Below are 25,131 nucleotides of genomic sequence, written 5' to 3'. Positions count from 1 at the left end.
CTTATTCCCCCTTCACCTTATCAAATACCTTTTCTAAAAATTCTCTCTCTTCCCGGGACAGTTCCCTTCCCTGGATTTCCTCATAAAATTCTCCAAATACAAGAAGCGGATCGGTCAGTTCCACCTCTTCATCAAACTCCTCCAGCCGCTTTCTTGTCCGTGCATTATCCACCCGGATCTCCAGGATATGGGGATACACTTTCTCCAGCTGCTCCTTTGGCCTGTACGGATCGATCTCATCCGTCAGGGTGATGCTGATATAGTCTTCGCAGCTTTCTGTCTCCGCCTGCTCCATGATCTGCTTCATCTCTCCGCGGACCGTACGCACATCTCTGAGCGGATGGAGCGGCAGAAGCTCTACTAGCGCCTTTTCCCCTTTTTTGCCAAGTTCCACTACATGAAGCGACTTCGTATCTCCCGCTTCGCTGACGGAATACTTCAGAAGGGTTCCGCAGTAGCGGATAAAGGGCTCTCCTGCCTGCTGTGCCCGGTGCAGGTGCCCGAGAGCTGCATAATCGAACTGCAAAAGGGGCGCGATGTCAACATTGTCAATCCCGCCCACGGAAAAAAGCTCCGAATCACAGGTCTGAGGCGTTTTCCCGTATCCCGTATAGAATTGATGAGACAACAGAACATTGCGCTTCTCCTGATCCAAACCTTCGCGCTCCAGAATGCGTGCAACCGCTTCACTGTAGGTTTCCGGAATCTCTTCTTCAAAAACACCGCGGACATATCCCGGCTTTAAGAACGGAAGCAGATAAAAATCCACTTCCCCGTATTCGTCAGAGAGCGTTACTTTCTTTAAATATTCATCCTTTTCCCTGGGCGCTTCTCCTGCAATATATATATTCTGCCTGCCCAGAATCCGGCTGGCGTAATCGAGCCGCTGGGCCGAATCATGGTTCCCGCTGATCAGAATAACCGCCGGTTTTTCGTCCACGTCAGCCAGTTCCGTCAGAAAATCGTCAAACAGAGAGACTGCCTCTGCCGACGGGACAGACTTGTCATAGATATCTCCGGCTATTACGACTGCGTCAGGTTTAAGCCCCTTCACCTGGCTGACCACCTCGTTTAATATATGTCTCTGGTCCTCCAGAAGGCTGTAGTGGTGCAGTTGTTTGCCAATATGCAGATCAGATAAATGAAAAAAACGCATATGAGTCCCCTTTCTACAGCTTCAGGCCCCGGTACCGGTCCAGGCATGCGTATATCTCCTGTTTTCTCGGCGCTGCAAGGCATGCCACACTGGAGCCGCTTTCACACAAACTACCCAGTCCGTCTTTTTTTATCTTATTCTCCAACTCCTCCACAACTTTCTGCAGAGTCTTTCTTCCGTCCAAAAGATGTTTTTCCGCATATTTTACACAATACCCCAATGCAGACACCTGCTCACTGTCAACGAGTTGCTCCACATAGCGCAGGTCAATGGTTTCCCGGTTGATCTGCACTGCCTCCCGGCCCATCGTCTTCATCTTTACCCTGTCATTCCCGCGAAATACCGGATTCCCTCCCGGGCAGCGTGTGAATACCGGTGCTGCTGCTTTTTCGTCCGGCCCGCTGAGCATTGGAAAACTTTCAGCCTCTCTTTTTGCAAGAGCGGTGATATCTTTCGGCACATATCTGTCCATCTGGATAATACAGTCCGCGATATGGAAATATGCCCCGGAACTTCCTGCCACGATGGCGGTTGATATTCCATACTCATCATACAATTCCCTGATCCGTTCGATAAATGGCGTGATGGGTTCCATATCTCTGTGGATCACGCGCTGCATCAGCTCATCCCGTATCATAAAATTGGTTGCGCTTGTGTCTTCATCGATCAGCAGCAGTTTTGCCCCTGCCTCCATGCTCTCTATCACATTCGCTGCCTGGGATGTACTTCCACTGGCATCCTCTGTATAGAATCCCCGTGTTTCCTTCTTATTGGGAAGGTCATTTATAAACATGGAAATATCTGTTTTCTTAATACTGCGTCCGTCCTCTGCACGGATCTTCATCGCGGTGGCGTCTGTAATAACATACTCCCTGCCATCCCCCGCAATATGGTTATAAACCCCCAGTTCCAGTGCTTTCAGGAGAGTAGACTTTCCGTGGTATCCCCCGCCCACGATCAGTGTGATTCCTCTGCGGATTCCCATTCCCGTTATTTTTCCTCTGTGAGGAAGTTCCAGTGTCACTTTCAGTTCCTCCGGGGAAGCAAAGGCAACCGCCCCTTTCATTGGCCGGGAAGAAATTCCGGATTCTCTGGGCAGAATAGCTCCGTCCGCCACAAAGGCAGCCAGTCCCAGAGCAGGCAGCTGCTCCCGGATGTACTGCTGGTCGTCCGCGAGAAATGCGGTCTGTTCTATTCTTTTTTTATCGCTTTTCTTATAATACAGGGAGTTTTCCACACACTCCGGCAAAAAGTCAAACAATATCTTCATTAATTCCCTGGCATTGATGGTTCTCCCGTTCGCAGGAAAACCGGCTTCAAGCCTCAGTACCAGATCTCCGCTTCGAACGTCAATACTGCATGCCGTACGTTCCAGTATCTCCTGTCCGCATCTGCTGACAGAGATCAGGCCGCTCTTCCCTGAACCTTTGGCTTTGAATGCATACTTTTCAACACCGCGTCCAAACTGGCGTGTCAGATAATCCTGCAGTGCAATCCGGCGGTGCTCCGTCTCAAACAACTCTTTCGGGAACCCAGCCGCTGCTCCTTTTATATGAATACTTAATTTCGAAGGGGAGGCAAATGGATCTCCCTGTACATGATCGATGGAAAGCTGATACCCGGGGAACTGATAAACACCCTTCGTATCTTTGTAGGCAGGATAACTCTTGTGGTCAATCCTGTTGAGTAAATTTTTTAGTTCTGTTGATGTCTGCATCTTAATGCACTCCTTTTCTACTTTCTTGTTCAGACGGCACACTCCAGTGTGCCTTATTCTTTTATATCCATCACTGTCCCCATGAAGACAGGAAGTTTCGCCTCACTATCAATCAGCATATAAATAAACGGCCGGTTCAGGTATACGGTTTTGCGCTCTGCGGAGTCGATCATCGCAGCTTCCGTCGTCAGCTCCACAGCTGTGGCTGCTCCCGCCTTCGTCCCTTGTTCATCCACCGCAATATAAGTCTTGTGCAGTACACGGTTTATATAAATATTCCCATCCGTCGATATTCCCAACCCGCTGAAATCTGCCAGTCCGGGATCAAATGCATCCGTCATCCCCATGCCCTTCAGAGTCATACTCATCTCTATATCGTACTCATTTTCGAATTTGGGGATCGCCGCATCCACCGGCACGCTCTGCGAGTTGTTCAAAAGGCTCATCAACTTTTCACCGGTTAAGGAGGAAATGTATTCGCTCACGCTTATCCCCTCCTTCGGAAGCAGGCCTGCAAACGCATATTTCCTGTCCTTATAATACTTGATCAGACCGGTTGTGTTCTCATCTTCCAGATATTCGTTCTCTTCCGAATGCATCAGCTCTGCTATTTGCCCGCTTCCGTTTTCCGTTGTAAAAACATCCGTCATGACTTCATTTTCCTTATATATGTTCTCCCATTCGGCATCAAAAACAATCGCATTAATCAGATACATGATCGCTTCATCCGGGATCTCATCCAGTATATCTTCTATCATACCGTCCGTTTTGTCGCTGACCCAATGGTTGATATCCTTGAGCGTAGAATGATCAAAAGGGGCTTTATACAGTTCCGCGTCATACCAGTCCGCGTTTATCTGCAGAAAGTCCGGATTCACGGTCAGGCTATCATCCTCTTTAAACCAGATCGAATTGGCAAGATCCAGCTTGTACTTATTACCGGAAGCCAGTGCCTCTTTGTAAGCATAGAGGTATGGGGTCAGTTCTTCTACGCTCAGCCCCAGCACATCCTCCATCTGTGTGAGGGTCTCCCCTCCTGCCCCATTAGCGGTCATAGCAAGAGCATAGAGCACAGAAACAGGCGATATCAGCACCTCGGAGTTTTCTTCCCGGCTGGCCTGAAACAGGCGCACCGCAAAATCTGCGGCGGCAACAGTATCCTCGTCACGAAGTGTGGCTTCTTTGCTGACATCGTTGGCCTTTATACCTTTCATTAAGTCTGATGCCTGTCCCTTTTTGCCACAGCCGGATAAAATAAATGCGCCTGTAAGCACTAGTGCAATACACAATAAAAACATGCGCTTTTTCATAAAGGATCTCCTTTCCTTATTGTGTTGAACATGATTGTCAATTGACGGGGGCTGATTTACGCATATTGTATCATTTACAAAGACAATTGTAAAACACATGGGGAGATTTTTTCAACACCCTTTATTATGGTTTATAAGTCTGATTGCCAAAAGGATAATTAAGGTGATATACTAGAAATCAGAGATATCGAAAAGCAATCGCTTTTCATCTTCCAAACGGCGTTTCGCCGAAGTATACCAAAACAAAAACTTATTTAACAGCAGAAAAACTTTGATTGAACTATGTAAGAGATTCTAGTCTTTTATACCTTCTAAATCCGTGGTATGATAAATAAAAAGCAGGGGATTTCCTTTTGTGTACAATTGCAGCTTTTTCTGCACATGAAAGGAGATTTATGGCAAATGACAACTTTATCATGTTACCGACTGTAGACTTCTGTTTTAATAATCTAATGCAGAATTCTAAAGTCAGAAGGGGCTTTATAGCGGCTCTATTAAAAGTTTCACCCAGTGAGATCGAAGATACCTGTATTCTTCCAACCCTGCTTCCCAGGGACGCCCCGGATGATAAGCTGGGTATTCTAGATTTCATCCATTTTCCTGGTGACAGCAGATGTTACCGCAGTTTTCATTTCCGGGATGACCGGACGGGCAGCCTTTACACTGATAAAATGGAGCTTCAGATACTGGAACTCAAGAAACTGCCAGCAGATATGCATACCGAAGAGGATATTATTGCATGGATGAAGTTCTTCAATGGGAAAGACAGAAAGGAGTTTGAGAGAATGGCTAAAACAAACGAATATCTGGATGAAGCTTATCATACACTGGTAAATTTGAGTGCGGATGAACAAAAGCGGCTCGAATATGAGGCGAGGGAAAAAGCTCTCAAGGATTATAATACTCAGATCAGCAGTGCTGAAAAAAGAGGAGTTCAAATTGGACAACAAGCCGGAGAGCAACGTGCCCGCCAGGTTTTCAAACTGCACATTCAGGGAAAATCTCTCGATGAGATCGCCGAATACTGTGACTTAACTGTTGAGAAAGTAAAAGAAATTCTGGAATAACCCTTGTTAAAGATATTCATTGGGATAAACGAATCCTGTACTGTCCCAGTAGAATATTTGACAGCCAGCAATTGAATATCCAAATATTGTGCAAAAAAAGTCCAGCAGGTCTATACAGCATTTTTAATGCTGTATAGACCTGCTGGATAACATTGGGCCGCCAAAAGCCCTTTTTTCATAAACACCGGAGATTATATATCAGCTTTGTCCCCCTGTTTTATCATCATTTTCGAGCTGTTTCTAAGTGTCTGTTTACTTTATTTCCAGTACTTTATAGTCCTGGTCTTCTACTGTCTTTTTTAATTCTTCATCTGAGATCTCTGCATTTAAGGTTACGACTGCGGTTCCTGACTCGTGGCTTACTGCCGCTTCATCCACCTGTGAAAGTGCCTCCAGGCTCTTCTTTACTCTGGCCTCACAGTGTCCGCACATCATCCCCTCAATTTTCATAGTTTTTTGCATCGTTGTTTCCTCCTCTTTCTTTTTGATTTTTATTTTTTTGTCTTTCGCTGCATCATACATTTTAAATAAATTAAGCCTGAGTGCATTTGTTACTACACAGAAGCTTGACAGGCTCATTGCGGCTGCACCGAACATGGGGTTTAACTTCCACCCGAGCAGCGGGAACCAGACACCGGCTGCCAGCGGAATACCGATAACATTGTAGATAAATGCCCAGAATAGATTCTCATGGATATTCCGGAGGGTGGCCCTGCTTAACCGGATTGCAGCCGGCACGTCGCTCAGGCGGCTTTTCATCAGGACTACATCTGCCGCATCGATTGCGATATCTGTACCAGCGCCGATGGCAATTCCGATATCCGCCCTGGTTAGCGCGGGTGCATCATTGATTCCGTCTCCTACCATGGCGACTCTGCCCTTTTTCTTCAGAGAACGGATCACGTTTTCCTTGCCGTCCGGCAGTACGCCCGCGATTACCTCATCCACACCTGCCTGGCGCCCGATGGCCTTCGCTGTCCGCTCATTATCACCGGTCAGCATTACCACATGAATCCCCATGTTCTGTAATTCTTTGACAGCCCGGGGACTGTCTTCCTTAATAACATCTGCTACTGCAATGATACCAATAAGCTGATTGCTGCGGCTGAAAAATAACGGTGTCTTCCCGTCTTCGGCCAGCTGTTCCGCCTTCTTTTTCATAGCTTCCGGAACTTCGGTATTCTCACTGATAAACTTGAAGCTGCCCCCTGTCAGAAGATCACCGCCCATTCTGCCGGAAAGTCCATTGCCCGGGAGCGCCTGAAAGTCTGTGATCTCCTGGGTATTTCGGATGTCCCGCTCCTCTGCAAGCATAAGAACAGCCCGTGCCAGGGGGTGTTCGCTTTTTTTCTCCAGCCCATAGGCCATGGCCAGAAGCTCTTCTTCTTTGACGCCTTCTGCTGGAAGCATATCTGTTACTCTGGGCTCACCGCTTGTTATTGTCCCGGTTTTATCAAGTGCCACGATCTGCATCTTTCCGGTCTCCTCAAGGCAAACCGCTGTCTTGAACATAATCCCATGCTTTGCCCCCATACCGTTGCCGACCATGATCGCTACCGGGGTCGCCAGACCCAGGGCACACGGACAGCTGATAACCAGTACGGAGATTCCTCTTGCAAGAGCGAAACCAATGGTCTGCCCGGCAAACAGCCATACCAGAATTGTCAATGCTGCAATAGCAATAACCACCGGCACAAATACACCGGATACCCGGTCTGCAACCTTGGCAATGGGCGCCTTTGTTGCCGCAGCGTCGCTGACCATCTGAATAATCTGGGAAAGTGTGGTATCTTCACCGACCCTTGTCGCCTCACACTTGATAAAGCCAGAGTGGTTCAGCGTTGCCGCCGATACCGGATCCCCTGGGGCTTTGTCAATCGGAATGCTTTCTCCGGTCAGGGCAGACTCATTTACTGCACTGCTTCCTTCTATAATAATGCCATCCACCGGTATATTTTCCCCAGGTCTTACTACAAAGATATCCCCTTTTACTACCTGTTCGATGGAAACTACCGACTCTATTTCTCCGCGCAGGACCGTCGCTGTCTTCGGCGCCAGTTTCATCAGGCTCTTAAGCGCATCTGTCGTTCTGCCCTTAGACCGTGCTTCCAGCATTTTTCCTACGGTGATCAAGGTCAGAATCATTGCCGCTGATTCGAAATAAAACTCATGCATGTAGTTCATCACCCCAGCCATATCACCGTGCATCTGTGCATCTGTCATTGCAAACAGCGCATAGGTGCTGTAAATGTATGAGGCCCCCGCGCCAAGTGCCACCAGAGTATCCATATTAGGCGCCCGATGCCACAGGCTTCTAAAGCCGCTGATGAAAAACTTCTGGTTCACTACCATAATTACCGTGGTAAACAACAGCTGAATCAGTCCCATTGCCACATGATTCCCAGCCAGAACTGCCGGAACAGGCCAGTTCCACATCATATGTCCCATCGATACATACATCAGCGGAACCAAAAAACAAAGCGAAGCGATCAGCCTCTTCTTTAGTATTGGAGTTTCTCTGTCTTTTAAAAGATCATTTTCTGCCGGGGCCTTAGCTGAAGCGCCTGATTTGTCACCGGAAACTTTCGGGGCGGCTTCGTAACCTGCCTCTTCCACTGCTGCAATAATATCCGAAGATGCAGCACTACCTTCTACTCCCATGGAATTTGTCAGCAGGCTGACCGAACAGGACGTAACTCCGGGAACTTTAGCGACCGCCTTTTCCACACGGGCACTACAGGCAGCACAGCTCATTCCTGTTACTGAATATTGTTCCATCTTCTGCCTCCTATCTCATTAATTTCTGTAAAGTTACCACCAGCTCGTCTATCGTCTCTTCTTTTCCTGCCTTGATGTCATCCGCCACGCAGGTTCTGATATGATTCGCAAGAAGTACTTTATTAAAACTGTTCAGAGCGGCATTTACTGCCGATACCTGAATCAGAATGTCTGTACAGTAAGTATCGCTTTCCACCATTCTTTTTATACCACGGATCTGCCCTTCAATTCTGTTCAGGCGGTTAACGAGATCCTTGTATTCCTTCTCGGAACGTTCCTTTTTCTTGTGGCAGCATTCCTTGTTTTCTTCCATTTGTATCACCTCTTTCCAAGGTCATTATATACCCCCACCAGGTATATTGCAAGTGGATATTTAAAAAGATATTCGAGGGGGGACGCCTGTGGGGAGCCGGACTTCTGCGGGGGGCAGGAAACTTCCGAAAAGGTGTCCAGAAGTTTCCTGCCCCCCGCAGAAGTCCGGCTCCCCATAGGCTGTGCGCTTCCAATGGGATGGATATGCTTTTTTGGGGGAGGTTCTTGCGGGTGAAGTGGATGGGATTGGATACACAGTTGTTGTCTTTTGGGTTTGGAAGTAAATTTTTCTGGATTTTTGCTTCATCACAAACAGCTTATCTGTGAACGCATTTTGCGACTTCCTGAGCTACTTTGGCGGCTACCCGTTTGTCGAATGGGGATGGGATGATATAGTCTGGGTTCAATTCTTTTTCGTTTACCAATGATGCTATTGCGCGGGCGGCGGCCAGCTTCATGTCGTAGGTGATGTCTCTTGCTCCTGCGTCCAGTGCTCCCCTGAAGAGGCCGGGGAAGGCAAGGACGTTGTTGATTTGGTTCGGATAGTCGGAACGTCCGGTCCCGATTATTTTTACTCCTGCTTCTTTGGCATCTTCGTAAGTGATTTCCGGCGTGGGGTTTGCCATTGCGAATACGATTGGTTCCGGCGCCATCGTGCGTACCATTTCTTTTGTCAAAATGTTACCCGCGGAAACTCCTATGAAGACATCTGCCCCCCTGACTGCATCCTGGAGGGCTCCGGTAATTTTCTCCGGATTTGTGAGTCTTGCCAGCTCCAGTTTATGCCCGACGGCAAAGGAACAGCCTTCCGCCAGTATCCCTTCCAGGTCACAGATCGTCATATGCTTTACGCCTGCATGAAGCAGCATTTTGGCAATTGCGCTACCTGCGCTGCCCGGACCGTTAAGTACAACTTTTATGCCGTCTATTTTCTTGCCCACTACCTTAAGCGCATTCATCAGAGCAGCCGTCGTTACAATTGCCGTTCCGTGCTGGTCGTCATGAAAAACCGGTATGTCCAATTCCTTTTCAAGTCTCTGCTCAATCTCGAAACATTTGGGCGAACAAATATCCTCCAGGTTAATACCGCCGAAAACTGGGGCAATGCGTTTCACGGTCTCAATAATTTCTTCCGTGTCTTTCGTGTCCAGACATATGGGAAATGCATCTACACCTCCAAACTCTTTGAATAGGATAGCTTTTCCTTCCATGACCGGCATGGCTGCTTTCGGACCGATGTCACCCAGTCCCAATACTGCCGTTCCATCCGTTACAACAGCTACTAAATTGCCTTTTGCGGTATAGTTGTATGCTTTTTTCTCATCCCTGTGTATTTCCATGCAGGGCCGGGCAACGCCGGGCGTATAGGCGGTACTTAGGTCTTCTCTTGTTTCCAGGGGAACTTTACTGCAAACCTCGATTTTCCCATGGAATTTTTCATGCATATACAGAGCTTTCTTTTCGTAATCCATAACTGACCTCACTTTCTTTTTCCTTAACCTGTTACTTGTCTATCCTGTTGTACGATTCTACTTTTTATATCCTTAAGCTTTTATTTGCTTTTTGAGCAGCAGCTCTTTCCCCGATATCCCAGGTTCTGTCATACTCTTCACATCCAGTATTTCATCCAGTTCGGCCTCATTGAGCAGTCCCTCATCCAGAATCAGCTTTCTGACAGGGACTTTGCTTTTCAAAGCCTCTTTCGCCAGAGCAGCAGATTTCGCATATCCTACATAAGGACAGAGGGCCGTCACAATCCCCACGCTGTTATCCACTAATTCCCTGCAGCGTTCCTTGTTTGCAGTAATCCCATTTACACAATTATCCACAAAAGTCTCCACCGCATATGCCAAGGTATCAATTGACTGAAACAGGCAGTAAAACACGATCGGTTCAAAAGCATTTAATTCCAGCTGCCCTGCTTCGGCAGCCATTGTAATTGTTACATCATTTCCAATAATAAGAAAGGCAACCTGGTTCACGACTTCGGGGATGACCGGATTCACCTTCCCCGGCATTATGGAGGAGCCGTTCTGTTTTGCGGGCAGATTGATCTCCCCAAAGCCGCATCTTGGCCCCGAAGACATCAGCCGGAAGTCATTTGCAATTTTGGAAAGTGTTACGGCACAGGCCTTAACTGCACCCGATACGGCCACAAAGGGATCCAGATTCTGGGTGGCATCGATCAGATCATAAGCCTGCACAAAATCCATTCCGCTGATCTGTGCCAGATTCGGAACGATCCGCCGCAGGTATGCCTCATCCGCATTGATACCGGTTCCGATCGCCGTCCCGCCTAAATTCAGAGTCCGCATCTCCTCCTGCGCTTTTTCCATACGGTTAATATCTCTTTGTATTGCCGCGGAATAAGCCCTGAACTCCTGACCTAGCCTGATCGGAACTGCATCCTGCATCTGCGTCCTGCCCATTTTTACGATGGAGTCAAATTCCTCCGCTTTTCCGCTCAGAGCCTTATGTAAACGCTCCAATTCCTTCCTGGCATTCTTGAGCAGCTTCAGAGAAGTCATCTTACCTGCCGTAGGTATTACATCGTTGGTTGACTGTCCGCAGTTGACATGATCATTCGGATGCACAATGGAATAGTCCCCCTTGTGCCCGCCCAATATCTCAATTGCACGGTTGGCAATCACCTCGTTGGCATTCATATTAATGGAGGTTCCTGCGCCCCCCTGAATCGGGTCTACAATAAAAGCATTATGAAGCTTGCCCTCCAGTATTTCATCACAAGCTTTTACAACCGCCTCAGCAATATGCTTATCCAGCAGTCCGGCCTCACAATTGGTGATCGCCGCTGCCTTCTTAATCTGCGCCAGACTGTTGATAACCTCCGGGTGCATTGACAGCCCCGTTATCCTGAAGTTTTCTGCAGCCCGCAGCGACTGAACCCCATAGTAGACCCCTTCCGGAATATCCTTCGTTCCAATCGAGTCCTTCTCAGTCCGGCACTCCATTCCATCTACATTTTTTGTCATAACCATAACACAAGACCTCCTAACCATAACTTCCAATTTCTAGCCATATTATAAATCCAGAATTTTCTATAATCCAAGACATATATTTGTATATCAGATATAACTATTTGATTATATTCAGGGCATCCATCTGTTTTCTCGATAATTTATAAATCTCATTTTTGCAAGTTTTGTGCTAAGAACTTGCAATTTTATATTGACAGCATTATGTGCGAGGTGGTAGAGTACTCTGAAATACCCTAATTTCAAATACGCAAAAATATTAAATGAAAGTCAGGAGGAGAAATTATGCATTCCTTAATTCAAAAGTTTATTCTTCCCAAAGAACTTGAAAACATTGTCTCCAACAGCCCAAGTGTGATCATTCCAGAAAGCAAAGAAATGCTTTTTGAACTAATCTTTGGAAATGAGCACACCGACGAAATTGAAGTCCTCTATAATGTAGAAGGCAGAATGGTGCTGGAAGCCACGGTCGCCCGCTGCCGCAATGGCGCTGCCGTCAATTTTGCCGAAGATTATATGCGCCGCCGTGATGCGGATTCTATGCGGATTGGGGATGATCTGCCAACTGATAAGCTCCGGTTTCAAGATGCTTATGGTTATGAATTTTCTTCCGTTAAAGAGCAGACTTTTCAGTGGCTTTCAGGTCAGGAGGTAATCATCATACCGTTTAAAGCCGGTGGGGTTGAGTATGGCTACAATTCACTGCTAGTCTGTCCGCGCAACGCTGCATTTTTTGCATTTGCCGTTTCTCAGCTTCAGGCGTTTGTGAATGCAAGAACGATAGAAGAACCGTTCAGGCCGCGGGCAATTGTCTATGTGGCACCGCCGTTCCGGCATACTCATTTTAACGGCAGGCAGGTCTGTGTACACTGCCGCACCAGCGAATTGCATGAAGTATTTTCCTACAATCTTTATCCCGGGCCTTCTGCCAAAAAAGGGATTTACAGTGTGCTTCTTGACATCGGTGAGCAGGAAGGCTGGGTAACGGCCCATGCTTCGGCAGCCCGCATTATTACGCCTTATGAAAATGAAATGGTTATGATGCATGAAGGTGCATCCGGAGGCGGTAAGAGCGAACTGCTGCAGGATGTGCACCGTGAGTCAGACGGCCGCGTCCTTCTTGGCGTCAATACACTTACGGGAGATAAACGCTATATCACCATGAGCGATACCTGTACAATCGAGCCGGTTACGGATGACATGGCGAACTGCAATCCCCGCATCCAGACGGGCAGTGGGAAATTAGCGCTTACGGATGGCGAGGATGGCTGGTTTGTCCGGGTCGACGGTATTACAGAATACGGGTGCGACCCGCTTTATGAAAAAATTGCTGTTCACTCTAAAGAGCCGCTGGTATTTTTTAACCTTCAGGCGGTTCCGCGTTCGACCTGTCTTCCGTGGGACCACACCATCGAGTCAGATGGAAGTCCATGCCCGAACCCACGAGTCATCATACCGCGCCGCTTGATTCCGAACATCGTGGCCAGCCCGGTGGAAGTCAATGTGCGGAGCTTTGGTGTACGGACTCCTCCATCCACCGCAAAACATCCGGATTACGGCATTCTCGGACTGATGCAGGTCATACCGCCGGCAATAGCGTGGCTGTGGCGTCTGGTCGCGCCGCGCGGATACAATAATCCAAGTATTAACGGAAGTTCTCCGCTTGCCGCCGAGGGAGTTGGCTCCTACTGGCCGTTTGCGACCGGGCGGCGGATAAAACAGGCGAATTATCTTTTAGAGCAGATCCTAAGCTGCCCGAAAACAAGATATGTATTGATCCCTAACCAGCACATCGGAATTTACAAAGTTGGGTTTGCTGCCGAATGGATTTCCCGGGAATACCTGGCCCGCCGCGGTGGCGTAAATATGAAAATGGACCGTCTGACCCCAGCCCGCTGTTCCCTGCTTGGATATTCACTGAAACAGATGAAAGTAGACGGCCAGTCGATTTCTTCCAAATTCCTTCGTCCGGAAAACCAGGAAACCCTTGGAGAAGCAGGCTATGATAAAGGCGCGGGGATTCTTTACGGTTTCTTTGAAAAAGAACTTTCTGTTTACGATACTGAGGAACTTCATCCGGTAGGAAAAGAGATTCTGGAATGCTTTAAAAACAGAGGTTCCGCAGAGGATTACTGCAAGATAATCCCGTTAGGGCTCCGGCCGTAAGACGACAGGTCAGACGGCGGATCAAGAAAAAGATCACAAAAAGGAGGCTGCGCACAGCTGATATGAATCAGCCAGTGCAGCAGCCCCCTGCTTACATCCTTCTATAGAATTTCTTACACTTCGAATATCAAATCGCCATAGGATGGCATCGGCCATACATCTTTATCCACGATCATCTCCAGCGCATCTACCGGTTTCCGCAGATCTTCCATAGCCGGAAATACATCGGAATGATAGAAGTTCGCCTGTACAGCGCCCTCTTCCTTCTCTGCAGCTTCTTCTGTCACTTTAATCAGTGTTTTCAGATTGGTTTTCGTTTCGACAAGAAGCGCTGATACTTCATTGAGCAGTTCACTCTGCACACTGGTATCTGCCCCGGCAGCCTTTACTGCAAGAATCGTATCTGCAAGTGTCTTTGTATAGTTCATAATTGCAGGGATGATCTGCTTGCTCGCCATATCGATCATGGTGCGGGCCTCAATGTTGATGGCCTTGGCATAGCTTTCGTACTGGATTTCCGCACGTGATTCCAGTTCAGCCCTTGTAAAGACATTGAACTTCTCAAACAAGGTTACCGCCTTTTCAGTCGTCATTGCCGGAATTGCTTCGACCATGGATTTGATGTTCGGAAGGCCCCGTCTTTCGGCCTCCGCTACCCATGCGTCTGAATAGCCATCCCCATTGAATACGATCTTCTGGTTTTCTATCGCATATTCTTTGATCAGATCGTGAACGGCCATATCAAAGTCGTCAGCTTTCTCAAGCACATCGCATGCCTCTGAAAATGCCTCCGCCACGATTGTGTTTAACACAATATTCGGGGCAGCTACAGAGTCGCGTGAACCAACCATGCGGAATTCAAATTTATTTCCGGTAAATGCAAACGGGGAGGTTCTGTTTCGGTCCGTTGCGTCCTTCGCAAGATCCGGCAGAGTCTTCACTCCGGTCTCCAGTTTTCCGCCCTTAAGACTGTGTGTTGCCTCGCCTGTGCTGACCAGCTGCTCCAGTACATCCTCCAGCTGTTCGCCGAGGAACACAGAAATGATAGCCGGCGGAGCCTCATTTGCACCTAATCTGTGGTCATTTCCCGGGTCTGCAGCCGATTCACGCAGCAAATCTGCATGCCTGTTAACCGCCTTCAGAATACAGGTCAGCACCATCAGAAACTGTGTGTTTTCATGCGGGGTCTTTCCCGGCTCGAGCATGTTGATTCCATCGTCCGTGGTCAGGGACCAGTTATCGTGCTTGCCGGAACCATTCACACCTGCAAAAGGCTTTTCATGGAGCAGGCACTTCATACCATGCTGGCATGCTACCCTCTTTAGAGTCTGCATTACCAGGTGATTGTGGTCTACCGCAATATTCGCTTCCGCATAGATGGGAGCCAGCTCATGCTGTGCCGGGGCTACTTCATTGTGCTGTGTCTTTGCCGATACGCCTACCTTCCAGAGTTCTTCGTTGACATCCTTCATGAATGATGCAACTCTCTGGCGTATGGTTCCGAAATAGTGGTCATCCAGCTCCTGTCCCTTCGGAGGCATTGCCCCAAACAGCGTACGGCCTGTATAAATCAGATCCTTCCTCTGTTTAAATTTCTGCGCATCTACCAGAAAATACTCCTGTTCCGGCCCAACAGATGGGGTCACTTTTTTAGAAGTCGTATTTCCAAAAAGGCGAAGCAGCCTGAGAGACTGTTTGCTGACGGCCTCCATGGAACGGAGCAGAGGCGTCTTCTGATCCAGCGCTTCTCCCTTATAGGAGCAGAATGCCGTCGGTATACAAAGTGTGGCTCCTGCAGCATCCTGTCTCACAAATGCCGGTGAAGTACAGTCCCAGGCCGTATATCCTCTCGCCTCAAATGTGGCGCGCAGCCCACCCGACGGGAAGGAGGATGCATCCGGTTCTCCTTTGATCAGTTCTTTTCCAGAGAAGCTCATCAGCACTTTGCCGCTCGGCAGAGGGGCTGAGATGAAGGAGTCATGCTTCTCGGCTGTCACACCTGTCAGAGGCTGGAACCAGTGCGTGTAGTGAGTTGCCCCCTTCTCGATCGCCCATTCCTTCATTTCATGTGCAATGACATCGGCTGTCTCAAGATCCAGTTCCTTTCCTTCCTCTATCGTTCTCTTCAGGTTTTTATAGATTTTTTTCGGCAAACGTTCCTGCATCACAGTATCGTTAAAAACATTTTCCCCAAAAATCTCTGCAACATTGACTAGTTCTGCGCTCATAAATCCTTCCTTTCTCTTCGCTTTTCAAATTTGTAGAACCGGGCAGCCTTGCGAATTCCCGTTTTCAATTACTTTATTCTATGGGTTCTGCATAAGTCTTATGTACTCCCAAAAGGCACCCCGTAACTCATGCCCTGCGGGCAGACCCGCAGCTTGGTGCGGAACAATGTATAATGTCCCCATAAAGTAAAAGGGCACTCCAAGTTATCTTGGAACGCCCTTGTTCGTATCTACGTTTGTCAGTATACCTCAATCGTCCAGGAAATTCAAGTAAAAAATTAAAATTTTTATTCAGCTTTTCCCACTGATCCAAACAATTCCATTTTTTCCTTAACGGTCTCGATAATTGCGTCAGTGCCTGGTTTCAGCAGCTTACGCGGGTCAAAGCCTTTGCCTTCCAGGTCTTTTCCAGCCTCAATATATTTACGTGTAGCAGCTGCGAATGATAACTGGCATTCTGTATTTACATTAATCTTTGCTACGCCCAGATCAATTGCCTTTTTGATCATATCTTCCGGAATTCCTGTACCGCCGTGAAGTACCAGAGGCATGTCCCCTGTCAGCTGCTGGATTGCATCCAGAGTCTCAAAGCTCAGCCCTTCCCAGTTATCCGGGTATTTTCCATGGATATTGCCGATTCCTGCTGCCAGGAAATCAATTCCAAGGTCTGCAACCATCTTGCATTCCTGAGGATCAGCACACTCGCCCTTACCGATGACACCGTCTTCCTCGCCGCCGATGGAGCCGACTTCTGCTTCCAGAGACATACCGTGTTCTTTTACGATCTGCACAAGCTCTTTTGTCTTTGCAACGTTCTCCTCGATTGGATAGTGGGAACCGTCAAACATGATAGAAGAAAATCCTGCTTCCACACACTTCAGGCATCCCTCGTAGCTGCCGTGATCCAGATGAAGTGCAACAGGTACAGTGATGTTGAGTTCTTCCATCATCCCATTTACCATACCTACCACTGTCTTATAACCTGTCATATATTTTCCGGCGCCTTCTGATACACCTAAAATTACCGGAGAGCTGCACTCCTGGGCTGCTGTCAAAATTGCTTTTGTCCATTCCAGGTTGTTGATGTTAAACTGTCCGACTGCGTAATGGCCAGCCTTTGCCTTTTGAAGCATTTCTTTTGCTGATACTAACATATAATCCTCCTTCACTACTATGACTTGCCGGGGTAAACCGACAAGCATGTTTGTTATCAAATCTTTATACATTATAGCTTATTGATGGGGAAAAGACAATCTAAAAATCATAATTAATAGCTGGCAGGGGGACGCCAGGGGCCAAACGGGACGGGGACAGACGGAAGCATCTATGTGTCTGGTATGCTGACGCTGCGCTAAGCAGCAGTAAGAGGGTACGCACAAAATCTGCCGGCACTGTACACATTCACCGCCTACTCTGATGAGTAGACGGCTCAGGTGTACGGAAAAGTTGCTTCGGTAGCAACTTTTCTCCGGCAGATTTTATGCGTTCCCTCTAACTGCTGCTAAGCTCGCTTCATGCATACCAGACACATAGATGCTTCCGTCTGTCCCCGTCCCGTTTGGCCCCTGGCTGGCTCATCCTGTCAGAAGGAATTATGACCGTCTCCGACGGTATCTTAGGCCGGGTGTGGCGGATGTAGAATGACTGTGCAGTAGTGTTTATGCGGTTTTATATCTTTATTGACAGGTTTATATTGTCATTGCGGACTCGTAGGCTGCCCATATTGCGTCCATTACGTTGGTGGGCTGCTTGGCGTCTCCTATTAGGTGGACATTGTCTGTTTTGATTCTTTCATATAGGTTCTGATCCGGGGTATAACCGACGGATACTACTATGTGGTCGGCTGGGATTTCGTGTTTTACTTTCATTCCCTGCGGGCCGAGGGCGAACATGCGCTTTGCACGATTTGCAGAGTTCGGATAGTTCTTTTCTGTTTCACATACAACTGCAATACCTTCTTTGTAGCTCTCGACTACTGCGTTTTTGATTACTTTGACTTTGTAGTAGTCAAGCAGTTCCATTAACATGTTGTAGTTTGCCGCGGCAAGGCCGAAGGCGTTCAGGATGGTGTCGGCCATTTCTACTATGGTTACTTTTTTGCCTTCCCTGCCTAACATGTAGGCTATCTCGCATCCTGTCAGACCGCCTCCTACGATTAGAACGTTGTCGCCTTTTATGTCTGAGCTTCTGAGGGTTTCTATGGCATATGTGACGTTTTCGGCATCGAATCCCGGTGTGTCCAGTTTCCTTTCATTGGCTCCTGTTGCTACGAATATCTCGTCGTATCCTGCGGTCATTTCTGCTGTTGCTTCTGTATTCATATGTACATTAACTGGAAGGTCGCTCATTTGTTTTTTGTACCATTTCAGGAGATTTTTGTCATCGTCTTTAAAATCGGGAGTTGCTGCGGCTACAAAGACGCCGCCGAGTTCTCCTGTTTTTTCAAACAGATCTACTTCATGGCCGCGCAGTGCGCAGACTCGCGCTGCCTCCATGCCGCCCAGGCCGCCTCCGATTACCATGACTTTTTTCTTTGTCTCTGCCGGTTTTAATTCGTAGCTCTTTTCTCTTCCGCAGGCCGGGTTAACAGCACAGCTGATGTCTTTGCCCTGGAAGATTCTTCCCAGGCACCCCTGATGGCAGGATATACATGGGCGTACGTCATCCAGGCGCTCTTCATAGAACTTGCGGCCCAGCTCCGGGTCTGCCAGAAGCGGACGGCCCATACCCATGATGTCGATCCGACCCTCAGATATTGCTTTTTCGGCAAGTTCAGGATCATCAAAACGTCCTGCGCATACGACTGGTATATGGACTGCTTTTTTAACTGCCGCCACATCCTTTAGGTTACAGGCTTTTGGCATATACACCGGCGGATGCGGCCAAAACCAGGAATCATAGCTTCCGTTGTCGCAGTTGAGCATATCGTAACCATATTCCTCCAGCATTTTTGCAACTGTAACGCCTTCCTCCAGATCCCGGCCCATTTCTTCGAATTCTTCCCCCGGAAGTGCTCCCCGGTTGTAGTCCTTCACATAGCTGCGCACGCTGTAGCGCACGGATACAGGAAAATCTTTTCCGCACTTTTCTTTGATGGCCTCCACGATCTCTTTTGGGAATCTTAAACGGTTTTCCAGGCATCCGCCATACTCATCCGTACGCTTGTTGTAGAATCCGATTGCAAATTGATCCAGCAGATAGCCTTCATGGACAGCGTGGATTTCAACACCATCGCAGCCTGCCTGTTTCACCAGATACGCTGCCTGCGCAAAATTTTCTACGTATTTGTGAATCTCCTCTTTGGAGATTCCCCTGTTCTTTATGGTTGGATCCCATACATTCTGAATCGGCGCCGGCGCCGGAAGCATCTTCCAGTCCGTCTCGCTCTCAATATGCCCTGCTCTCCCCGTCATGGCCGTCAGCTGGACAAATACCTTGGAACCATACTTATGGACTCCGTCCGCCAGATATTTCATCGCAGGTACATATTCATCCGGAAAATTAACCGGGTTTTTTACCGGAATCGGTATAATCGGAACTAAACCCGTCACGATCAGTCCCGTGCCGCCTTTGGCACGTTCAATATAATAATCCGCGCCGTCCTTTGTATACGCTCCGGTCTTCTGATTCATCAGACGTGGTGAAAATACACCCATCGGCATCATGGCAATACGGTTTGGCACCTCTGTGTTTCCTACTTTAATCGGCGAAAATAAATGTTTGTACTTTGTAGACATAGACAACTCCTTTCAGCTTTTCAACAAGTTCTGTTAAAATTATAACACTTTATTTAATACAAATCTATTGACACAGAATACAATTCGCCGAATGATATTTTGTTAATTTTGACTATAATCGTACTACCGCCTTGTCAAAAAGGGAATACTCGTGTTATCCTAACAAAAGGGTTACACAACATAGACACGGCATGTATCATACCGAATTAGGGGGATTTATGAAGCCACAGACTAATCGCCAGAAACAGGCAATTGCAACAAAACATAAGATTTTCTCTTGTGCAGTATCTCTATTCGCAGAGAAGTCTTATGAAAACGTAACGGTCCAGGATATCTGTGATAAGGCAGAGGTATCCGTAGGCGCCTTTTATCATCATTTTAAAAGCAAGGAAAATATATTGGACGAGGGGTACCGTCTGTTTGACCAGCAGTCCGAAGAAGCCTGGAAGAACGGACACCCCGATTCTCCGCTGGAGGCCATCCATTTTCTTATCTCAGGGCAGGCCCGCTCGATGGAAGATATGGGTGCCATGGCCGCGCTCCAGTATTTTAAACATCAGCTGTCCAGCAAGGAAAAATATATCCTCAACAAGGACCGATTCTTTTATCAGACGATCTATCACGCCGTGCTGGAAGAGACTTCCGCCGGCACCCTTCTGGGAGATCCGGCCGCAATCACAGAAGACATCCTGGGAATTACCAGGGGAATGATCTATGACTGGTGTCTCCACGAGGGAGGATACGCCTTGTCTGAACGGACAAACCACGCACTGGATATGATTCTCAGCTATTACCAAAAACAGGGGACTAACTAAGGGGGAGAGCTGTTCGCAGCTCTCCCCCTTTAGTTTAAAAATATCTTCTTAATTTATGAGTGTATAACAAAAAAATCCATAGAATATTCTATGGATTTTCACTAATGACTCCAAGGGGAATCGAACCCCTGATTCCAGCGTGAGAGGCTAGCGTCTTAACCGCTTGACCATGGAGCCATGTCCTATATTGCTTTCACAAGCGAGTTTTATTATACTACACCATTTTCAAATATGCAAGCACTTTTTTAAATCTTTTGTCGATTTGCAAATTCCGCCGCTTAAATTGGATTGTGGGATATGAAACATCAAGCCTGGCAGGCATATAGCCCGCCAGGCTCTCTATGACTCCCTGCTGCCCTCAATTCTTCCCTTTACGGAAAGATGTTCAATACTTCTCTCCGCCACCATAATCCGAAGCCCCTGCTTCTTATTTCTAATCACTACATCATCATGTTCCCCGCCAAACTCTCCGTCCAATGTCCATGGAATCTCTTCCACGGATTCAAAACGAATATGTCCTGTGCGGAAGGAATACATATGCTTCGAATCAATCTGCTTGATTACTAGGGAAGCAATAATTTCGTTTAGCTCTATGGGGTTCTTTGGGGTCTTAATCAGCGTTACCTCAAATTCACCGTCGTCAAACACTACATCTTTGCCGATAATGCCCTTAAATCCACCCACAGACCTGGAGTTAGTCACCATGCCGAATACGAATTCATCCTCTAGGACTTCCTCGTTATATGTCACTTTAATATGGTAAGAAGGGATATTAAAAATACGCTTCGTGCCCTCCAGCACATAGGCCAGATGCCCCAGCACATTCTTCATACTCTGCTTTGTCTCGTAGGATACATCTGTAAATAAACCAAACGCGGCAATATAGACAAAGATATCATCATTAAAAATCCCCACATCGCATGGAAACGGAACCCCGTTAGCTGCAATATCCGCCGCCTCCAGCATATCTTTTGAGATATGCAGGCTGTTGGCAAAATCATTCGTAGTCCCTGCCGGGATATAGCCGACCGGCACCTGCCTATCCCTTTTGGACATTCCCGTCACCACCTCATCCAGCGTGCCGTCACCACCGCTGCAGACAACCAGATCGTAATCGCCCTCATAGCTTATGGTCTTAGACAGTGCATCGTGATAGCGCTGCGTCGGATATACCGTCACCTCGTATCCCCCCTTAACAAAAATGTCCAGTACGTCGGAAAGTTTCGGTTTTAACAGCCCCGTTCCGGCATTTGGATTGTAAATAAACAGCATTTTTTTCATAATACAGATCTCCTCCATCCTATGCAAACAGCAGATCAGCCATGACGCTGACCACAATTATTACACCATATCCATTCATTATAAAAGAGGCTGCACAAAAGTACAACCTCTTTCCATATAGTTCTTTCTTCATAATTCTTTATCGTTATTATTCACGGCCCCGTGAATAGTAACTTTTATCTGCCGTTATTCTATTTTAAAATGCATCTGACTATTTTTTCTTAGTAAAAAAGGTTTTAATTCCTTCTGCCGCCTTCTGCTCATCTTCGCCTTCTGTTACTACCGTAAGCTTCTCGCCCTCTGAAAGGTTCAGGCTCATCATCCCCATAATGCTTTTTGCATTGATCTTCTTCCCATCTACCCGAATATAAATTGAACTTGCGTACTGGCTTGCCTCCTGTACTAACAATGCGATTGGTCTTCCGTCAAGTCCCTTGTCCTGTTTCACAACAACCGGTGTTTCAATCATAATAATCCTCCTTGTTTTTGCCTAACCTTCTCTGCCATCTCGCTCAGTTTTCTAAGTCTGTGATTGACCCCAGACTTTCCAACGGGCGGTGATAAGAGTTCCCCTAACTCTTTGAGTGTCGCATCGGGATGTGAAAGGCGGGCAAGCGCTACTTCCTCCAGTCCCTCCGACATTTTTTCAAAACCTATTGTATCTCTCAGATATGTAATATCCTCCACCTGTTTGACTGCGGCTGATACTGTTTTGTTGATATTGGCAGTTTCACAATTTACCTTGCGGTTTACGGTATTGCGCATCTCTTTTAGAATCCGGACATTTTCCAGTTCCATGAGGGAAATATGCGCTTCCATAATATTCAGGATATCCACTATCTGCGAGCCTTCCTTTAGATACACAACATAGGACTTCTTCCGCTGGACAATCTTGGCGTCCATGGAGAATCCGCATATCAGCTCCTGAATCTGGCGTGCCATCTTCTCGGAGGCACAGACAATTTCAAAGTGATACGACTTGTTTGGATCACTCATCGAGCCTGCGGCGAGAAAAGCACCTCTGATAAAAGAGCGTCTGCAGCATGTCTGCTGTACAACGAGAGGATTCACAATGTGGACCTCTTCGAATTCTGACTGAAATTCTTCGATCAGTTTTGCTGCCTGAAGGATACGAAGCGCGTCTTCATGCCGTTTTACCACCACAGCATAAGAGACACTTTCCTTCGCGATGTTCCTGCGGATAGAGATATCAGCTTCTATATTAAATGTTTTTGTGATCAATGTAAAGCATTTTCTTGCAACAGCCAAATTTTCCGAATGAATTTTTACGCTGTAATGCCCATAACTATTGATTACAATGGAGCCGCACATACTGATTAGGGCTGCCAGTTCAGCAATCTGGCAGTGCCTTGCGGTGTTCCATTGCTTCGAAAGTTCTTCTTTCACATTTCCAGAAAATGACATAGCTCTCTCCTATTTCGCCTTCGTTATAGCATCTTTCCCAATATCCCGGTGTTCGATACGCACTCCATAACTTTCCTTCGGCTCCAGAAACTGGTACAGGGCGTTTGCAAGCGTAACGGACCGATGCTTACCGCCAGTGCATCCTATGGCAATCACCAGCTGATTTTTTCCCTCCAGTATATAATTCGGTATTAAAAAGTCCATCATTTCAGTTAATTTCCCCAGAAATTTCCTGGCTTTGTCATTGTCCATTACATATTCGCGCACTTCCTGGTCATTGCCTGTTTTCGGCCTTAAATCCATAATATAATATGGATTGGGAAGAAAACGGACGTCAAACACCAGGTCGGCATCCTGCGGGATCCCATATTTAAATCCAAACGACATCACCGTGATATAAAGATTCTTAAAATCCTTCCCTTCTACAAAAATTTTTTCAAGTTCCAGCCGCAGCTCTCGTGTAAGCATCTTGCTTGTATCAAGTATATACGTGGACTGCATTTTTAAGAACGCAATTTTTTCTCTTTCTTTTGCAATGCCAATATCAATGTGCCCCGCTCCGCCCAAAGGATGCTGCCGCCTGGTCTCCTTGTAACGCTTTACCAGAACATCATCCCCGGCATCCAGAAACAGAATCTCGTAGCCCAGACCGAGCTCATCAATCTGCTTTAGCTTCTCTTCCAGTCCTTTAAAGGCCTGGCCGCCCCGGATATCAATCCCCAGGGCTGCCTTGTCTATCTCGGTATCCGGCGCCGCCAGCATCTCCGCAAACTTCTGAATCAGAGGAATGGGCAGATTATCCACACAGAAATACCCCATGTCTTCCAGCATCTTCAACGCTGTGGATTTGCCGGCGCCCGACATACCAGTAACAATTACAAATCTCATTTCAGAATTCTCCTATCCGTTTCACTTCCGGCTCCAGCCTGACGCCGGATACCTCCTCTACTTTATCAGCGACCTGCTCCATCAGGGATATTACTTCTGCTGCCGTAGCGCCGCCCCGGTTAATCACGAATCCGCAGTGTTTCTGTGACACCTGCGCATTTCCTACCTGAAATCCCCGCAGTCCTGCATCCTCTATCAGCCTGCCTGCAAAATACCCCTCCGGCCGTTTGAACGTGCTCCCCGCGCTGGGGTATTCCAACGGCTGCTTTGACACTCTTTTTTCTTTCAGCTCCTCCATATAAGAACGGATATCACCGGCATCTCCCGGTTCCAGCCTGATCACTGCTTCCAGAACAATATAATTCTTTTTGGCAACGATACTTGTTCTATATCCCAATTCCAGCTCATCTTTCCTGAGAGTCTTTACCTCGCCTTCCGGAGTCATAACAGCCACGCTCTCCAGAACCTGCTTCATCTCACCTCCATAGGCCCCTGCATTCATCATGACAGCTCCGCCCAGTGTCCCCGGTATCCCGGATGCAAACTCAAACCCCTTCAGGCTGTGCAAAAGTGCCTCCGCCGCTATCCTAGACAACAGCGCGCCAGCTTGCGCATAAATCCGGTTCCCCTCAGCATGTATCCCACTCATATTTTTATAAATCTGAATCACAACGCCTCTATATCCTTTGTCTCCCACCAGAAGATTGCTGCCGTTCCCCAGAATATAATAAGGCACCTCTTCCTCTTTGCACAAACCGATGACCTTTTTTACGCCTTCGGTATCACAGGGAACTGCAAAATAATCCGCCGGCCCTCCTATACGGAATGTGGTATGGCGGCTCATTGGTTCATCTGCAAAAACACATTTCTCTCCCAGTATGTCACATAATTTTTCGTATAAACTCATACATGATCTCCAATTCTTTTGAACTTTCACCTCAATCATACAACAAACCCCCGCCAAATTCAACGTTTAGTACGCAAGCTTTAGACTTGCGCACGGATGGCGCACAGAACAAAACGATGGCTGCAACACATCCCCTGCGGGCGGATCCGCAGTAAACTGCGGAACAAGGTATACATAACTCCTCCCATATCCCTATTCCATACTGTACTCCCAAACGACTCAATACACTGCCCCCGTCATGGAGCTCCCCCTGGTTTGCAAGCTCATCTGCCGATTGGATGCGCCCAGCAAAATGAAGGGATAGCCGCCAGTCTCCTAAGGGCACACATGCCGTTCAAAAATTGCTAA

General features: G+C 47.5%; 18 protein-coding genes and 1 tRNA gene. 3 read left to right on the top strand and 16 right to left on the bottom strand.

The window, feature by feature from the left end; genetic code table 11:
• Position 1 precedes the first annotated feature (1 nt).
• Genes MWG26_RS03100 through MWG26_RS03090 form a run of 3 tightly spaced genes read right to left on the bottom strand, consistent with a single transcriptional unit; the run spans position 2 to position 4,183 of the window.
• Positions 2–1,156 carry an exonuclease SbcCD subunit D gene (locus MWG26_RS03100; RefSeq protein ID WP_025654609.1) on the bottom strand — a complete coding sequence of 385 codons (1,155 nt, stop codon included), beginning with the start codon at positions 1,154–1,156 and terminating at the stop codon, positions 2–4.
• A gap of 13 nt (positions 1,157–1,169) precedes the next feature.
• On the bottom strand, positions 1,170–2,873 hold the full coding sequence (locus MWG26_RS03095; RefSeq protein WP_025654608.1) for an ABC-ATPase domain-containing protein: 1,704 nt from the start codon (positions 2,871–2,873) through the stop codon (positions 1,170–1,172).
• Between the two features lie 53 nt (positions 2,874–2,926).
• Positions 2,927–4,183, bottom strand: a complete 1,257-nt coding sequence (locus tag MWG26_RS03090; RefSeq protein WP_025654607.1) for a serpin family protein — start codon at positions 4,181–4,183, stop codon at positions 2,927–2,929.
• Positions 4,184–4,578: 395 nt separating this feature from the next.
• On the opposite strand from MWG26_RS03090, the gene MWG26_RS03085 reads away from it, so the two are divergent.
• On the top strand, positions 4,579–5,250 hold the full coding sequence (locus MWG26_RS03085; RefSeq protein ID WP_025654606.1) for an Rpn family recombination-promoting nuclease/putative transposase: 672 nt from the start codon (positions 4,579–4,581) through the stop codon (positions 5,248–5,250).
• A 252-nt stretch (positions 5,251–5,502) separates the two neighbouring features.
• Here MWG26_RS03085 and MWG26_RS03080 read toward each other — a convergent pair whose 3' ends face one another.
• The 4 genes from MWG26_RS03080 to MWG26_RS03065 form a co-directional block, all read right to left on the bottom strand.
• On the bottom strand, positions 5,503–8,028 hold the full coding sequence (locus MWG26_RS03080) for a heavy metal translocating P-type ATPase (RefSeq protein WP_117441270.1): 2,526 nt from the start codon (positions 8,026–8,028) through the stop codon (positions 5,503–5,505).
• A gap of 10 nt (positions 8,029–8,038) precedes the next feature.
• Positions 8,039–8,341, bottom strand: a complete 303-nt coding sequence (locus MWG26_RS03075) for a metal-sensing transcriptional repressor (protein WP_025654605.1) — start codon at positions 8,339–8,341, stop codon at positions 8,039–8,041.
• A 316-nt stretch (positions 8,342–8,657) separates the two neighbouring features.
• Positions 8,658–9,812: an NAD(P)-dependent malic enzyme gene (locus MWG26_RS03070; RefSeq protein ID WP_044926319.1), complete on the bottom strand. Its 1,155-nt coding sequence runs from the start codon at positions 9,810–9,812 to the stop codon at positions 8,658–8,660.
• 72 nt (positions 9,813–9,884) lie between these two features.
• Complete coding sequence (locus MWG26_RS03065) at positions 9,885–11,339, bottom strand: aspartate ammonia-lyase (protein WP_025654604.1); 1,455 nt, start codon at positions 11,337–11,339, stop codon at positions 9,885–9,887.
• Between the two features lie 282 nt (positions 11,340–11,621).
• Here MWG26_RS03065 and MWG26_RS03060 point away from each other — a divergent pair, with 282 nt between their 5' ends.
• Positions 11,622–13,502 carry a DUF4914 family protein gene (locus tag MWG26_RS03060; RefSeq protein WP_117440893.1) on the top strand — a complete coding sequence of 627 codons (1,881 nt, stop codon included), beginning with the start codon at positions 11,622–11,624 and terminating at the stop codon, positions 13,500–13,502.
• 113 nt (positions 13,503–13,615) lie between these two features.
• Here MWG26_RS03060 and MWG26_RS03055 read toward each other — a convergent pair whose 3' ends face one another.
• The 3 genes from MWG26_RS03055 to MWG26_RS03045 all read right to left on the bottom strand — a co-directional run bounded on the left by MWG26_RS03055 (position 13,616) and on the right by MWG26_RS03045 (position 19,467).
• Positions 13,616–15,730, bottom strand: coding sequence for a glutamine synthetase III family protein (locus MWG26_RS03055; RefSeq protein ID WP_025654602.1), 2,115 nt, complete (start codon positions 15,728–15,730; stop codon positions 13,616–13,618).
• A 287-nt stretch (positions 15,731–16,017) separates the two neighbouring features.
• A complete protein-coding gene (gene fba / locus MWG26_RS03050) occupies positions 16,018–16,884 on the bottom strand; it encodes a class II fructose-1,6-bisphosphate aldolase (protein ID WP_025654601.1) in 867 nt (288 codons plus the stop codon).
• 534 nt (positions 16,885–17,418) lie between these two features.
• Positions 17,419–19,467: an oxidoreductase gene (locus MWG26_RS03045; RefSeq protein ID WP_117440892.1), complete on the bottom strand. Its 2,049-nt coding sequence runs from the start codon at positions 19,465–19,467 to the stop codon at positions 17,419–17,421.
• A gap of 218 nt (positions 19,468–19,685) precedes the next feature.
• Between MWG26_RS03045 and MWG26_RS03040 the strand changes: the two genes are divergently transcribed.
• A complete protein-coding gene (locus tag MWG26_RS03040; protein WP_025654599.1) occupies positions 19,686–20,282 on the top strand; it encodes a TetR/AcrR family transcriptional regulator in 597 nt (198 codons plus the stop codon).
• 105 nt (positions 20,283–20,387) lie between these two features.
• On the opposite strand, the gene MWG26_RS03035 is transcribed toward MWG26_RS03040, so the two are convergent.
• From MWG26_RS03035 to murB, 6 genes are all read right to left on the bottom strand, one after another.
• Positions 20,388–20,459 (bottom strand) — tRNA-Glu (locus MWG26_RS03035).
• 162 nt (positions 20,460–20,621) lie between these two features.
• A complete protein-coding gene (locus MWG26_RS03030; RefSeq protein WP_025654598.1) occupies positions 20,622–21,563 on the bottom strand; it encodes a diacylglycerol/lipid kinase family protein in 942 nt (313 codons plus the stop codon).
• A 211-nt stretch (positions 21,564–21,774) separates the two neighbouring features.
• On the bottom strand, positions 21,775–22,032 hold the full coding sequence (locus MWG26_RS03025; RefSeq protein WP_025654597.1) for an HPr family phosphocarrier protein: 258 nt from the start codon (positions 22,030–22,032) through the stop codon (positions 21,775–21,777).
• The gene (gene whiA / locus MWG26_RS03020) at positions 22,029–22,988 is read right to left on the bottom strand and encodes a DNA-binding protein WhiA (protein WP_025654596.1); all 960 of its coding nucleotides are present in this window, start codon (positions 22,986–22,988) and stop codon (positions 22,029–22,031) included. Before whiA ends, MWG26_RS03025 begins: the two co-directional genes overlap by 4 nt.
• A 9-nt stretch (positions 22,989–22,997) precedes the next feature.
• Positions 22,998–23,876 carry an RNase adapter RapZ gene (gene rapZ, locus MWG26_RS03015; protein WP_117440891.1) on the bottom strand — a complete coding sequence of 293 codons (879 nt, stop codon included), beginning with the start codon at positions 23,874–23,876 and terminating at the stop codon, positions 22,998–23,000.
• Position 23,877: 1 nt separating this feature from the next.
• Positions 23,878–24,783 carry a UDP-N-acetylmuramate dehydrogenase gene (murB, locus tag MWG26_RS03010; RefSeq protein WP_025654594.1) on the bottom strand — a complete coding sequence of 302 codons (906 nt, stop codon included), beginning with the start codon at positions 24,781–24,783 and terminating at the stop codon, positions 23,878–23,880.
• Positions 24,784–25,131 lie beyond the last annotated feature (348 nt).

Source organism: Faecalicatena contorta, from assembly GCF_022835095.1.
Classification (GTDB): domain Bacteria; phylum Bacillota; class Clostridia; order Lachnospirales; family Lachnospiraceae; genus Faecalicatena; species Faecalicatena contorta.
This window is presented reverse-complemented; position numbering and strand designations above follow the sequence as displayed.